A 14,200-nucleotide genomic window follows, 5' to 3' on the forward strand; every position below is an offset into this window, starting at 1 on the left:
CGCCCGCTTCAATTCAAAGGCCACATATAGGATGGAACAGCTTTCCACTCATCCCTGGCTCAGCGGGCTGTTTGAGGACCCGCAGACCTCAGAGATGCTGGGCGCAGAGACTCAGCTAAGACACATGCTGTCCGTCGAGGCCGCATATTCTGAGGCTTTGGCGGCGGTCGGCAAGGTACCAACAGAGGTGGCGGATACCGCGGCTAAACTTATCCGACAACACCGTCCCGACATGCAGGCGCTGCGCGACGGGACGTCATTGGATGGCGTGGTGGTGCCCTCGCTGGTGCGGTCACTCAAAGCGGCATTGCCCGATCATTGCCACGTCGCGCTGCATAAGGGGATGACGTCGCAGGATGTTGTCGACAACGCTCTGGTTCTGTCAATCAAAGACATTCTGGAGGTGTTTTCGGCCCGTCTTTCAGACCTGATAGATGCGCTTGTGGCGCTGGAGCAGGCATATGGCGAACACGTGATGATGGGGCGAACCCGAATGCAGGCGGCATTGCAGATTTCGGTTGCCACGCGCCTGCGAAACTGGCGGTTGCCATTGGCCGATCACCAGAAACGCCTGACCGAATTGCAGCCCAGATTGCTTGTGCTGCAACTTGGCGGCGCCGTTGGCGACCGCGTTGGGATGCTCGGATCCGGACAGGCAATCGCAGATCATATGGCCGACAGGCTTGGCCTGGCCAGCTGCAATGCAAACTGGCATACCCGCCGGGACAATCTTGCAGAACTTGCCTCATGGCTTTCATTGATAACCGGATCGCTGGGGAAGATTGGTCAGGACGTGTCGCTCATGGCCCAGCAAGGGGTGGACGAGGTTTCGCTGACAGGTGGCGGCGGATCTTCGGCGATGCCTCACAAGCGCAACCCGGTCCGTGCGGAACTGCTGGTCGCACTGGCTCGTTTCAACGCAACCCAACTGTCGGGCATGCATCAGGCGCTGGTGCACGAGCAGGAACGTTCCGGCGTTGCCTGGACGCTAGAATGGATGATCCTGCCCCAGATGATCCTGGCAACGGGGCAGGCCCTGATCAGCTGTGGTACGTTAGTGCAACAGATCGAACGGATAGGCATCGTGGAGTGACTGCACTGGCCTCTGAGCCCGACGTTACTCAGGCGGTGCGTCGACTTGGCGTCACCGGTTTTGCCGCAGTAACTTATATATGTCAGCATCAGTGGAGATGGCGTCTTGACTACACTGACAGTTGGGCGAACTGCTGAAACGGACGGATTTCGACAAGGCCGCCGAAACCGCCGACGGCAACGAACAGGCGTCAGGCCTGCCGCGAAAAGATTGCCGATATTTCGGCAGAGATCGCCTCAACCACTTTTTCGGGCTGGGAAAAGCTGCGCGTCTTGAGCCGCATCATGGTCAGGTCGATCAAGGCGGTCGGAAAGCCGAGATCGGAAAGCTCGACCAGGGTTCCATTCGCTAACTGGTCTTCGATGGAACTTCGTGGCAGCCATCCGACACCCAGCCCGTGCTCAATGCATTTGGCGATCGTCTGGGTCAGGCCCGAAACGATCTTTAACGAGACCCTTTGCGGAATTTGCGGCAACAGCACCGAGCGGGTGAGATCACCCATAAAGACGTTGGATGGATAGCAGATGATCGGCAACACCTCGTCCCGCTCGCTACGCGCCTGAAACTCCTGCAACATCCCCCGCGGCTGCCACGGGAACGAACCCGTCCTTGCCGACAAGTGCGCGATGCACCAGATCCTTTGGCGGGTTTAGCCTGCGGGTTTCAGCCTCGTAGGAGAAGGCAACCATGACCTCTTCGGTCATCAGCATCTGAAAGCAGGTTTCCTGATTGGCCGACCGCAGCCGCAAGTCGTGAGATGCCAGCGTGTCGCCGAACGCGGCAAGCGCCCGAGGCAGGATGTTGGCCGAGATCGAATGCAATGCGGATATCCGCAATGGTTCAGCGGACGTGATCGCAAAAGCGTCGGAAAGCCGGTTGAGGCCGACGAGTGCTGCTTCAAGCTCCACCTGTAGGGACCTGAGCTGATAGGTCGGGCCTGACGGTCGTCGCGACCGGTCCAACAGTTCAGTGTCAAACAGATGCTAAAGGGCCTGAAGTCGCCTGGAATAGGCGGATTGCGAAGAAATGCGGCTATGCGCGGCAAGCGAAACGCTTTCGGCGCGGATCAGCGCGAGCAGATCGAGTATTGAGTCTTTGTCCACGGCGACACATTAGCATTCAGTTTCTGCATATAAACTTGCCTAAATAGCGATACAAATTTCAGATAGCGCATGTATTGAGTAATGATAATGCGAGTCCGTCGGGGTGGTGCGCGGTATTCGGCGTGATGGATGGGGGCTAGGGTGCAGCCCCGGCGGATCAAAGATGGTCGCGGAAACTGCACCATATGAAAGCTATAGCCTAATAGAGACAGACTTTTGGGAGGAGACGAAAATGAAGCACATGCTTGCACAAGTGACCGTCACGGCGATTCTTCCCCTTGCGGGTCCGGCCTTTGCCGATGCCGGCGAGAGCCCGGTATTGCAGCGCATTCAAGAACGCGGCGTGGTCAGTATCGGCCAAAGGGAAACCTAGATCCCTTTCTCCTGTATCGGCCCTGTTAACAAGCCGATCGGTTATTCGATCGACCTGTGCCTGAAGATTGTCGATGCGATCAAGGCGGAGCTTGGCGTAGACAATCTGGAGGTCCACTATGTGCCGGTCACCGGCCAGACCTGCATCTCACTGATGCCAATGGCACGATCGACATGGAATGCGATACCACCAACAACAACCTGACCCGCCAGTTGCAGGTGGAATATCCGCCCACGACCTTCCTCACCGGCACCAAGATTGCCTCTAAAACCGGGTCGGGCATCACCGAGATCGAGGATCAGGAAGGAAAGGTCATTGGCCTGTCTGCGGGCACGACCAACGAAAAGGCGATCAAGGCCATCATCGAAGAAAAGGGCCTGAACGTCGAGATCGTACCGGTCAAAGATCGCGGCCAGGGCTGGCTGGCGCTGGAAACGGGCCGCATCGACGCCTATGGCTCGGACGATGTTCCGCTCTATGGCCTGATCTCAAAGGCGTCCGATCCGACTGGCTATCAGGTCACCGGGCGGTACCTGTCCTTCGATCCCTATGCCCTGATGGTGCAGCGCAACGACTCCACATTCGAACGTCTTGGACGTACGGTCATGGCCGGTCTGATGCGCTCTGGTGAGATCAAGGAGATTTACGCCAATTGGTTCGAGCCGGGCCCGACAAACATCGACATGCCGCTTTCCGATACACTGGCGACCGCGTTCGAAATTCAGGCACTGCCAGAATAAGCAACAAAAGAAGGGGCGGGTACATCCGCCCCTCCCCAGCTGCGGCAGGGGGATGACATGAACTATAATTGGGACTGGGGCATTCTGTTCCGCGAGCCCTATTTCGGCTGGACCATAGTTATCTCGCTTCTGGCCAGGACAATCGCTTTTTCGGTGGGCTCAGCGCTCGGTGTCTTCCGCACCTCATCCAGCCCGGTCCTCAGGGCCGTTGGCACCACCTATGTAGAGATCTTCCGCAATTTTCCGCTGCTGGTACAGCTGTTCCTGTGGTACTTCGTTTTCCCCGAAGTCCTGCCGGATGACTGGTCGCGTTAGGTCAAGCGCGACATGCCCTTCCCGGCACTGACCACCGCCATTGTCGCTATCGGCCTTTATACCGCCTCGCGTGTCTACGAACAGGTCCGTTCGGGAATCGAGGCCGTGGGCCGTGGCCAGCGCCAGGCAGGCCGCGCCATCGGCATGACCGAGGTGCAGGTTCATCGATATATTCTTCTGCCCAATGCCTACCGCATCATCATCCCGCCGCTGACAAGCGAGTTTTTGACGATCTTCAAGAATTCCTCGCTAGCGCTGACCATCGGTGTCGTCGAACTGACGGCGATGACACGACAGATCGAGGAATATACGTTCCAGGGGTTTGAAGCCTTCACCGCAGCAACTGTGGTCTACAGCCTTGTCACCTTCACGGTGATGGCGGTTATGCGGCGGGTCGACAGGATGACCGCCCTGCCCGGCACCTTCGCAAAAGGGGCTGCGTAATGACACTCGATTTCTCCGTCATTCCCGTCAATGGCGAACTGTTGTGGGACGGCATGAAAATGACCTTTCTACTGACGGGCCTCGCAGTGGCAGGGGGTATCGTCCTTGGCACGGTCCTTGCCCTTCTGCGCATCGCAAAGGTACCGGTTCTGGGGCAGTTTGCTGCGGCCTATGTCAACTTCTTCCGCTCGCTGCCGCTGATCCTCGTGATCTTCTGGCTCTTCTTCCTTATGCCGCTTATCGTCGGGCGACCTGTCGGCGCCTTCTCCTCGGTTCTCGTGGCATTTATCCTGTTTGAGGCCGCCTATTATTCCGAGATCATCCGGGCCGGCATCAACTTTGTCCGCCCTGGACAACTGGCCGCCGCGCGCGCCATCGGCCTCACCTACAGCCAGTCGATGCGCTATATCGTGCTGCCTCGGGCCTTCCGGGCGATGACTCCGATCCTGCTGAGACAGGCGATCATCCTCTTTCAGGACACATCGCTCGTCTATGTCGTCGGCCTAAGCGATTTCCTTGTCAGTGCCGAGATCGTTGCAAACCGTGACCAGAAGCTGGTGGAAATGTTCCTCTTCGTCGCTGCGGTCTACTTCACCCTCTGTTTCCTCGCCTCCATGGGCGTCCGGTATCTGCAAAAAAGGCTTGCCACATGATCGAGATGAAGAATGTCAACAAATGGTACGGCAAGACCTTTCAGGTTCTGAAGAACTGTACCCTCAGCGTCGCCAAAGGTGAGGTGATCGTGGTCTGCGGCCCTTCTGGTTCGGGCAAGTCCACGCTGATCAAAACGGTGAACGGGCTTGAGCCGATCAATGATGGCGAGATCACCGTCGCGGGCACCTCGATCACCGCGAAATCGACAAATCTCGACAAGATGCGCTCCAAGATCGGTATGGTCTTTCAGAATTTTGAGCTGTTTCCCCATATGAACGTGACCGAGAACATCAAGATCGGCCAGATCAAGGTGCTGGGGCGCGATCCGAAAGAGGCGGAGGAAAAGGCGCTCGCACTTCTTGAGCGCGTGGGCCTGACGGAACATGCGCAGAAATACCCCTCTCAGTTGTCCGGCGGCCAGCAGCAGCGGGTGGCGATTGCCCGCGGCCTTGCGATGGAGCCGATGGCAATGCTCTTTGACGAACCAACATCGGCGCTCGACCCAGAGATGATCAACGAGGTTCTGGACGTCATGGTGGAACTGGCCAAGGAAGGCATGACGATGATGGTCGTCACGCATGAGATGGGGTTTGCCAAGAAGGTGGCCGACCGCGTGGTCTTTATAGACCATGGCGAAATCGTCGAAGACGCGCCCTCGGCCGAGTTTTTTGGTTCCCCGCGAAGCCCGCGTGCTCAGGATTTCCTTTCCAAGATTCTCAGCCACTGAAGCAGATCCGGATGTCTACAGCTGGCCAATTTATCTTCTAATCCGGACCTAGATGCCCGAAAACACGCGCGGCGGAGCGACGTACGCCGCGCATTTGCGGACGAAGACTATGTTGCCAACTTTAAAATACAGTTGGGGAGCATAGGTGATCTGACGTTTGTTCCCATAAAACAGTTCGTTAACAGTTCGCAACTTGATCACATTGAAGCCCTGTCACTTCCCCAAGGATACAGTCTTGCACGCTGTTAACTTATAACCCCGGTACACTCTGTCCAGAACATGACTGAACGCGGCGTGCAGGTGGGCCGCGTCCTTTCTTAGCCGCTCATTCGTCAAAAGCTTGAAACTAATCTGCGGCGATTACTGTCTTTGCCCGACCTATAACGCCTTCAAATTTTGACGTAGGCTTCCGCTCGGTTATCAGGAAGTCACTTGCCGAAAGAGCTGGAAGATGCAAGGCCGGTTTGGGTTCGGATGCCTGGAACTTGGTCGAGTCCACTGCCATGAAACATCGTTCGCTGATCGCCTTCATTGCGACCGCAATATCGACTTCGCATTGTTCGAACACCAAAAAACCCTGTTTCGGATGCACACGCGACGCCGACAGGATCGAGTATTCCACCGACATATTTGCAATAACGTCAAAGGCCGCGCGGTCGAACGCTGCGCCGTCATGATTTCTAAGCTGTGTGCCCGCCATAAATACCCGGTTGCCGTTCCCCATCGCCAGAGTTGTTGCAATGAACGCTGAATTCGTCACCACGGTAAGATCTCTGCGCGCCTTGAGAGCCTGAGCCACAAAACCCGACGTAGATCCTGTATCAATAGCAATGGACGCGTTATCAGGCACAAGGTTCAAAATGGACTTTGCAATGGCGACTTTCGCCGCGCGGTTGGTTGTCATACGCGCGATGAAAGGGGGATCCAGAACCTTTTGGGTGCTGACCAACGCGCCGTGAACCTTGTCGATGTGCCCCGCATCCACCAACGGCTTCACAATTCGACGGATTGTCTGATCGGAAACGTTAAGCCTCTGCGCCAGGTCCATGACCGAGATTCGGCCATGAATGTTAACCGCGCTTAGGATGTCCTTTTCGTATTTCGACATTCAGCCACTCGGATGTTGGATTCTAACAGGATGAATTGTTGATACATCTTTAAATCAACATATTTCAACACTCTTTTTTAATTGTTGTTGATTTCTGTTGGTCGATACGATGATCTGGCATCAAATTTGTCGACAGGGGCGAGGCCATGACAACCCATTCTGCAAAACACCTTATTATTGGCGGCGGCATCATCGGATGCTCAATCGCCTATCATCTGGCCCGGGCAGGTGAGACGGATGTCGTCCTTCTGGAAAAGGCATCTCTGACAGAGGGGGCAACATGGCACGCTGCCGGGCTGGTTGGGCAACTGCGGTCTTCCCGCAATACGACCCGGATGCTGAAACGATCGGTCGCGCTCTATGACCGGCTGGCCGACGAGACCGGTATGGAGTTCGACTGGAAGAAAGTCGGCAGCTTGCGGCTGGCGGCAACCAAGGAACGGCTGCTGGAGGCAAAACGTCTGGCGACAATGGCACGCAGTTTTGACCTGGAGATGGAAATCATCTCACCAGCCGAAGCGAAAGCCCTGTTTCCCTATATTGATGCCGACGGGTTAGAGGGGGCTGCCTTTATTCCATCGGATGGCCACGTTGACCCCGCTGGCCTGTGTCTGGCGATTGCAGCCGGTGCGCGGAGCCACGGCGCACAGATCAGGCAGGGGGTGAAGGTCAAGGATTTCGAAATCCGCAATGGCCGCATAACCAAAGTGATGACAACCAACGGCGACTATGAGGCGGAAACCGTTGTGCTGGCCTCGGGCATGTGGAGCCGTGAACTGGCCGCAAAACTGGGCGTCGTGGTGCCAGCCTGCGCTGTCGAGCACCAATACGTCGTAACAGAACCGTTGCCAGAGCCGGAATTGGTCAAGGGCCTGCCCACGCTGCGCGACCCTGAGCGTCTGGTCTATTACAAGCCCGATGCTGGCGGGCGTCTGGTCATCGGAGGTTACGAAGACGACACATTGCCATTTGGAGAACGGGGCATTCCCGGAGAGTTCGTGCGCCAGTTGCTACCGGACAATCTTGACCGTTTCGCGCCGCTGGCTGAACTTGCCGGTGTCGTCACGCCTGTCGTGAACCAGGTCGGCATCCGGCAAATCATCAATGGACCAATCCCCTACTCCGCCGATGGTGATTTTGTCATGGGCTGGGCCCCTGAGGTTAAAAACCTGATGCTCTCGACCGGGTTCCTCTACGGTATTGCGGCTGGCGGGGGCGCGGGGGAAATGATCGCGGAATGGATTCTGAACGGGCGTCCAAGCCTGGATCTTTGGCCATTGGACGTGCGGCGGTTCAGCCCACATCATGCGACCAAGGCCTTTATGTATCCCCGAGCCGTCGAACATTACGCGCATCACTACAAGATGCGCTATCCGGGCCAAGAGGCCGAGACCGCACGCAATTTGCGACTGTCTCCGCTATACAACCGATTGAAAGAACACGGGGCGGTCTATGGGTCAAAGAACGGGTGGGAGCGGCCCTTGTGGTTTGCGCCAGCTGGGGTCGCCCCAGTGGATCAACTCGATTTTCTCAATCCCGGTTGGAATGTCTTCGCGGCCGAAGAACACCGCGCTGCCCGCGAAGGTGTCGTTCTGATCGACCAGTCGAGCTTTTCCAAGTTCGAACTGATCGGCTCTGGCGCGTTGGGTGTGTTGCAACACCTAGCGGTCTCAAACATGGACAAGCCGGATGGCAGCGTAATCTATACCCAGCTTTGTAACGACAAAGGCGGCGTCGAGGCGGATGTCACCATCACCCGCCTGAGGCGCGACCATTTCTATATCGTGACCGGCGCCGGATTCGGGGTGCACGATTCCGACTGGATCCGACGCCATCTGCCGCAAGACGGATCGGCACATCTGATCGAGGTTACCTCATCCCGGGCGGTGATCAATATCTGCGGACCAAAAGCGCGCGACGTCCTGCAGGCGGTAACCGAAGAGGATATCTCAAACGCTGCGTTTCCCTTTGCAACAGCGCGCGACATTACGGTCGGAGCAGCAAAAGTGCGTGCGGTGCGCATCGGCTATACCGGCGAATTGGGCTGGGAACTGCACATCCCAACCGAATTTGCACTTCATGTCTATGATCAACTTTGGAAGGCAGGACAGGCCTATGGCATCCGCGACATTGGCTACCGGACCATAGACTCGCTGCGCCTGGAAAAGGGGTATCTTTACTGGAGCACCGATATCACCCCGGACTATACACCTGTAGAAGCGGGCCTGAGCTCTCGCGTCCACCTGAAATCCAAGGGAAGTTTTTTCGGGCGCGATGTTCTGGAGGGCCAGAAATCCAATGGCGCAGCACAGAAACTCTGTACCTTCGTGACCGAGGAAAAACTGCCGATGACCGGGGGGGAAACCATCCTGCACAATGGCGTAACCGTTTCGCGCGCCAGCAGCGGTGGCTATGGGTACCATGTCGGGAAAACGATCATCTACGGCTATCTTCCGGTGGCGCTGATGGACCAGACGGAATTCGAACTCGAATTGTTCGGAGACCGCGAACAGATCCACCGGGTGGATGGGCCTCTGTACGATCCGACCAATGAGCGGCTAAAAGCCTGAGGGGGAGGGCAGAAAATGACTGACGGAAACACTGATCGTGTCCTGAGTGAACTTCGCAACCTGAAAGGTTTTGAGGAAATCTCAGCACAAGACAGCAAAATCAAACGGCTGGGTGGGTTGACCAATCTGGTCTACAGAGTGGAAACCGGCGGGCACACCATGATCGTTCGTATCCCCGGAGATGGCACCGCGGATTATATCGATCGCGGCGTTGAGATTCACAATGCCAAGGTCGCAGCCGAAGCTGGTATCGGTCCTGCTGTGCTTTGGGCGGATGCAGATACCGGTGTGATGATCAGTGACTGCATTGACGGTATCGTCACCATGACACCCGAGCTTTTCGCAACGCGCTCCGGAGCGGCCGCACGTGCCGGGCATGCCCTGCGGCAACTACACGAGTCACCCCGCCCTTTCGAATTTCGGTTCGAACTTTTTTCGATGATCGATGAATATCTGAAAGTCCTGTCAACAAAGGATATTTCCCTGCCCGAAGGCTATACAGAAATTGTCGCGGAAGCTGCGCCGATCAAACAGCTGCTGCAAGACAGGCCGGGCATGCTGGTTCCCAGCCATTGCGATCCGCTTTGCGAGAACTTTCTCGACAACGGTGACCGTATGTGGATCGTGGATTTCGAATATTCCGGCATGAATGATGCCCTTTGGGACCTCGGCGATTTGTCGGTCGAAGCCGGGCTGACCGAGGCGCAAGAAATCGAGATGCTGACGTCCTATTTCGGCGCGGCACCAACAGCGGCTCAATTCGGGCGAATGGTGATCTACAAGGCGATGTGCGATCTTCTGTGGACACTCTGGGGCTTGATCCAACATGCCGATGATAACCCCGCCGAAGATTTCTGGGCCTATGCAACGGGTCGGTTCGACAGGTGCAAGGCACTGATGTTTGATCCTGCTTTCGCAGCGCATGTTCAGGCAGTTGCGACCGAATAAAGCAGATGGATAAGTTGCAATCTTTTGGTGAATGACTGGCATGTGGAAATGAAAGATTGGTTCGGACAAATGGGTTTCGAACAGGTTTCACAATGAGCTCTTTGAGGGGCCGCAACGTCCCAATAACGACGGCTCAATATACTGCGCAATTCCACTTGAGGCACACAGTTTCCTGTCGCAATCGAACAGAGATCATGGCCGAACGCAGTCCGAGAGTTGATCAGGCGACCCTCAACAATCGAGTTGCGTTTTTTCACCGTTGGTCTTTGCACGGGCGCATTCGAAGGTACGCTCAGTGCAGAATTCCTGGCACTTGGCCCTAAGATACTTCAACGTAACGGGCACGCGGCTGTTTCTTCTTCCATTCTGGGATGAAGGCGTCAAATTCACTGATTTTCTTCTGTGCGCGCGGTGAAGTAAGTCGGCCGCAACAAGGTCCTTCGTCAGATCCGAGCCAGTCATAGCGGTGGGCTGATTTGGCTACCTTCCTCCCACGTGATCGCCGAGACTAAGCCTCTCATTCAGAAGTTTGCAGCGACACGAAGGAAGGAACCTAATTTGCTTTTCCGGGTTAAAAACGCTTTTAGTAGAAACTTAGCCAATGATAACCGTACCGGTTATGAAGTTTGCCTAGTTAAGCGAATCGCTGTTCCCGTCGGTCACAGGTACAGGATTTGCTGAAACAAGGCCCCAGAGAGCCGTCGAGCTCGACCACTAGAGAAGAAATGATGGATCAGAAAAATCACCCGTCTCAACTGGGAAAAGCAATTCGACGCCGCCGGAAAGCGCTTGGCAAAACACTTGTCGAGGTTGCGGATGAAGCTGGTTTGACCACAGGATTCATATCACAGGTCGAGCGCGGCATCAGTGCCCCGTCCCTGTCTTCGCTTATGGCAATTGCTGCATCTTTAAAGACCAGCATTGAACAGCTTGTCAGCGTTCCCGAGGAATACACCGAATACGTTCGCAAAGATCGACGTCAAACCTATGCATTGGGAGTCAACGGGCGGTTCTATGAAAAGTTGGGTCCGGGGTTTTCGGGCGCGCTTTTATATCCGTGCATCGTTCATCGTCCTGCGGGCCACATGTCCGAGAAGATGTGCCACGAAGGCGAGAGCTTTTGCTATCTGATTTCGGGTCAGTTGGAATACCATCTGGGTGACGAAGTCCACATCTTGTCGAGCGGTGACACGATACATCACGACACCTCCAAGCCGCATTATTCGATTGTCCTAGGAGACACTGAAGCAGTTGAATTGTGGGTAAATACAACGCCGATCAATAATTCCTCCAACTAATCAGGTCGGCCGAACCGTTCATCGACAGTTCTCCGAGTTCTATCGTGGGGTCGCACTTGAAAGTGCTGCCCAGAATGTCGTGGCGCATCCTGGGTTTCCAATCAATGCTCCTGTGATCGCAATATGCAATTTACGTCTAACTAAAAATTGTTTTAGCAGTATTGAAATTAATGTATACCGCCTTCATGCGATCGAGAATCGCTTTGGGAGGAACTCATCAATGAAACGTAATTTGATGGCAGCGACTGCCGTCGTGGCTACCGCAATGGCCCTACCTTTGTTCGCACAAGAGCGTGGTGGCATTCTGAATTTCGCCAGATATGACGGATCAAACCTGATTGACCCGATTTATGCCGATCGAAACTCTGACATCTGGATGGTTGGCAGCCTTTTCGACACGCTATTGCGCCCCAGTGAAGATGGAAACTCTGTCATCCCAGGACTGGCCGAAGAATACAGTATCTCCGATGATGGACAGTCTGTATCGCTTACCTTGCGCAGCGGCGTCTCCTTTTCGGATGGAACGCCTTTGACCGGAGAAGACGTTGTCTTTTCGCTGGATCGCGCCCGCAATCCCGATCTAAGCCCCTGGGCCGGACTTCTGGGATCCATCGACAATGTAAGCGCGGAAGGAAATGTCGTCTCGATCAGTCTGAAAGCGGCTGACCCGACAATCCTCTCAATGCTTGCCACTTTCACAACCGGTATTGTCTCCAAAGCCGTCTTTGAGGCGGCCGAAGGTTCCACTGACCAGGAAAAGTCCGCCGCAATCTTTGCAGCCAAAGGCCCCGGTGTCGGGTCCGGCCCCTTCTATCTGTGTGGATTTGAGCAGGGAACCTCCATGGAGTTCTGTGCCAATAAGAACTACTGGCGCAAAGGGTCCGACGGCAAAGCGCTGCCTTACCTGGACGGCGTGCATTTTGAGATCATACCTGATGACGCAACCCGGATTCTGAAGCTTCAGGCTGGTGAAGTGGATGCCGCTGAATTCATTCCGTTTTCACGTGTGCCGGAGCTTGAAGCAGACCAAGCGATCAACATGAACCTCTATCCGTCAACACGGATCATATATTCGCCGATCAACACGCGTGAAACCCGTGCTGACGGATCGCCTAACCCGTTGTCAGACGCTCGGGTTCGGCAGGCACTCAACTATGCCACCAACAAAGAGGCACTGATCGGGCTTGTGCTGCAAGGCGCCGGCAAGCCAATGACCTCACCTCTGATGGCAGCGGCGACCCAGCTTTCCGCAAATCTTGGTCCGTTGTATGCCTACGACCTTGACAAGGCCAAAGCTCTGATCGCCGAGGCAGGCGTAGCGCCGGGAACCGAAATCACCTTTACGACTTTGGCTGGCTCTGCGGATGACAGCACCATATTTGCGGCCCTTCAGCAGATGTGGGCTCCGTTGGGGATCAATCTGTCAGTCGAACAGGTGGATGGGCCGACACGTGGCGCCAAGAACCGCTCGGGCGAATTTGACATCCACACCTATGGCTGGGTGAACGACGTAAACGACCCCAGCCAGGTCGTCGGCTGGTTAGGTTATACCCCTACAGCCAATGCGGTCGGCACTGGTTGGGAAAACGCGAAATTCAATGCTCTGTTTGAGGCTTCGGCAACAGAAATAGACGCTGAAAAAAGAGCGGCCCAGTATGCTGAAATGCAGGAAATATATGCAGATGCAGCCCCTTTGCTTTTCATGTATGAGACGCCCTTTGCGGTGGCAGTATCGACCAGCGTGGACGGATACGTTCAGACACCACTGGGAAATAACGTCTTCGATCAGGCGACCGTCAGCCGCTGATCGCTTAAATGCCGCCGGCAGTACCTGCCGGCGGTTCATTTGACGGAGGCCTTGATGGCAACCCTTCAATACACATTCAAACGCTTGTTGTTGATGATCCCCACATTCATCCTCGTGATGATCATCATCTTTGTTCTGGTTCGTCTTCTACCGGGGGATCCGGCCATCGCCATCGCAGGAGACCGGGCTTCGGATGCCGATCTTGCTGCTATCCGCGAACGGTTGGGACTGAACGAGCCGCTGTTGGTGCAGTTTTGGCTGTTTCTGACAAATACGATGCAAGGCGATTTGGGCCGGTCTATCCTGATGCGCGCACCGGTTACTGAAGTCATCATCAACCGCCTGCCGACCACGGCTTTTCTGACAATCTATGCAGTCCTCATGTCTTTGTTGATTGCAGGACCACTGGCGTTTGTTGCAGCTCTGAACCGCGGACGGTGGCCCGACGCAGTGATCCGCACGGTTTTCCAAGTGGGGTTGTCGATGCCTGTGTTTTACATCGGTCTGATCTTGCTGACTTTTCTTGCCGCCCAACTGCGGTGGTTTCCGGTTGGCGGCTATGGCGACACCTTTATGGACAGGCTGTATCATCTGTTCCTGCCTGCCGTAGCGGTGGCGTTGTACACGTCGGCGATCATCATGCGAAACCTGCGCGCCGCCATCATCGAGGTCCTTGATGCCGAATACGTTCAGTTTGCCCGAGCCAAGGGTTTGCCCGACAGGCTGATCTTGGGGCGCCACGTGTTACGTAACGCACTGATTTCGACCGTTACACTTTTGGGTCTGTCTATCGGCAACCTCATGAGTGGAACGCTGGTTACCGAAACAGTTTTCGCCGTACCCGGTGTCGGACGCTTGATGCTTGAGGCGATTTTCGCGCGCGACTACCCGCTCATCCAGGGATTGACGCTGACATTTGCGGTTCTGGTCTCGGTCGTATTCCTGCTTACGGACCTGTTTCAAAGCTCGTTGGACCCGAGGATGCGTTTGACATGACCGACACTGCCACTTCTCCAGGTG

General features: G+C 55.6%; 15 protein-coding genes. 12 read left to right on the top strand and 3 right to left on the bottom strand.

All coding sequences use genetic code 11. From position 1 onward, the window contains the following. Positions 1–31 precede the first annotated feature (31 nt). The gene (locus AC2FLU_RS16610; RefSeq protein WP_496715838.1) at positions 32–1,093 is read left to right on the top strand and encodes a 3-carboxy-cis,cis-muconate cycloisomerase; all 1,062 of its coding nucleotides are present in this window, start codon (positions 32–34) and stop codon (positions 1,091–1,093) included. 190 nt (positions 1,094–1,283) lie between these two features. Here AC2FLU_RS16610 and AC2FLU_RS16615 read toward each other — a convergent pair whose 3' ends face one another. Both AC2FLU_RS16615 and AC2FLU_RS16620 read right to left on the bottom strand, forming a co-directional pair. After that, positions 1,284–1,667, bottom strand: coding sequence for a LysR substrate-binding domain-containing protein (locus AC2FLU_RS16615; RefSeq protein ID WP_496715837.1), 384 nt, complete (start codon positions 1,665–1,667; stop codon positions 1,284–1,286). Then, positions 1,645–2,001: a LysR substrate-binding domain-containing protein gene (locus tag AC2FLU_RS16620; protein ID WP_496715836.1), complete on the bottom strand. Its 357-nt coding sequence runs from the start codon at positions 1,999–2,001 to the stop codon at positions 1,645–1,647. The genes AC2FLU_RS16615 and AC2FLU_RS16620 overlap by 23 nt, the downstream gene beginning before the upstream one ends. A 427-nt stretch (positions 2,002–2,428) precedes the next feature. On the opposite strand from AC2FLU_RS16620, the gene AC2FLU_RS16625 reads away from it, so the two are divergent. The 6 genes from AC2FLU_RS16625 (at position 2,429) to AC2FLU_RS16650 (ending at position 5,449) form a co-directional block, all read left to right on the top strand. Further along, positions 2,429–2,569, top strand: coding sequence for a hypothetical protein (locus AC2FLU_RS16625; protein ID WP_480555687.1), 141 nt, complete (start codon positions 2,429–2,431; stop codon positions 2,567–2,569). A gap of 173 nt (positions 2,570–2,742) precedes the next feature. Beyond that, positions 2,743–3,309 (top strand): ABC transporter substrate-binding protein, encoded by a 567-nt coding sequence (locus tag AC2FLU_RS16630; protein WP_496812053.1) that lies wholly within the window; start codon positions 2,743–2,745, stop codon positions 3,307–3,309. A 57-nt stretch (positions 3,310–3,366) separates the two neighbouring features. Continuing rightward, complete coding sequence (locus AC2FLU_RS16635) at positions 3,367–3,624, top strand: ABC transporter permease subunit (protein ID WP_480555691.1); 258 nt, start codon at positions 3,367–3,369, stop codon at positions 3,622–3,624. A 12-nt stretch (positions 3,625–3,636) separates the two neighbouring features. Beyond that, positions 3,637–4,068 (top strand): amino acid ABC transporter permease, encoded by a 432-nt coding sequence (locus AC2FLU_RS16640; protein WP_480520877.1) that lies wholly within the window; start codon positions 3,637–3,639, stop codon positions 4,066–4,068. Next, positions 4,068–4,721: an amino acid ABC transporter permease gene (locus tag AC2FLU_RS16645; RefSeq protein ID WP_480520879.1), complete on the top strand. Its 654-nt coding sequence runs from the start codon at positions 4,068–4,070 to the stop codon at positions 4,719–4,721. Before AC2FLU_RS16640 ends, AC2FLU_RS16645 begins: the two co-directional genes overlap by 1 nt. After that, positions 4,718–5,449: an amino acid ABC transporter ATP-binding protein gene (locus tag AC2FLU_RS16650; protein WP_496715830.1), complete on the top strand. Its 732-nt coding sequence runs from the start codon at positions 4,718–4,720 to the stop codon at positions 5,447–5,449. The genes AC2FLU_RS16645 and AC2FLU_RS16650 overlap by 4 nt, the downstream gene beginning before the upstream one ends. A 346-nt stretch (positions 5,450–5,795) precedes the next feature. On the opposite strand, the gene AC2FLU_RS16655 is transcribed toward AC2FLU_RS16650, so the two are convergent. After that, a complete protein-coding gene (locus AC2FLU_RS16655; protein WP_480495848.1) occupies positions 5,796–6,557 on the bottom strand; it encodes a DeoR/GlpR family DNA-binding transcription regulator in 762 nt (253 codons plus the stop codon). 146 nt (positions 6,558–6,703) lie between these two features. Between AC2FLU_RS16655 and AC2FLU_RS16660 the strand changes: the two genes are divergently transcribed. The 5 genes from AC2FLU_RS16660 (at position 6,704) to AC2FLU_RS16680 (ending at position 14,176) form a co-directional block, all read left to right on the top strand. Beyond that, positions 6,704–9,127, top strand: coding sequence for a GcvT family protein (locus AC2FLU_RS16660; protein ID WP_496808868.1), 2,424 nt, complete (start codon positions 6,704–6,706; stop codon positions 9,125–9,127). Between the two features lie 15 nt (positions 9,128–9,142). Further along, on the top strand, positions 9,143–10,075 hold the full coding sequence (locus AC2FLU_RS16665; protein WP_496715828.1) for a phosphotransferase: 933 nt from the start codon (positions 9,143–9,145) through the stop codon (positions 10,073–10,075). 725 nt (positions 10,076–10,800) lie between these two features. Beyond that, positions 10,801–11,373 carry a helix-turn-helix domain-containing protein gene (locus AC2FLU_RS16670; protein ID WP_496808866.1) on the top strand — a complete coding sequence of 191 codons (573 nt, stop codon included), beginning with the start codon at positions 10,801–10,803 and terminating at the stop codon, positions 11,371–11,373. A gap of 220 nt (positions 11,374–11,593) precedes the next feature. After that, positions 11,594–13,180: an ABC transporter substrate-binding protein gene (locus tag AC2FLU_RS16675; protein WP_496808865.1), complete on the top strand. Its 1,587-nt coding sequence runs from the start codon at positions 11,594–11,596 to the stop codon at positions 13,178–13,180. A 54-nt stretch (positions 13,181–13,234) separates the two neighbouring features. Then, positions 13,235–14,176: an ABC transporter permease gene (locus AC2FLU_RS16680; RefSeq protein WP_480520891.1), complete on the top strand. Its 942-nt coding sequence runs from the start codon at positions 13,235–13,237 to the stop codon at positions 14,174–14,176. Positions 14,177–14,200 lie beyond the last annotated feature (24 nt).

Source organism: Ruegeria sp. SAZD013 (assembly GCF_059612525.1).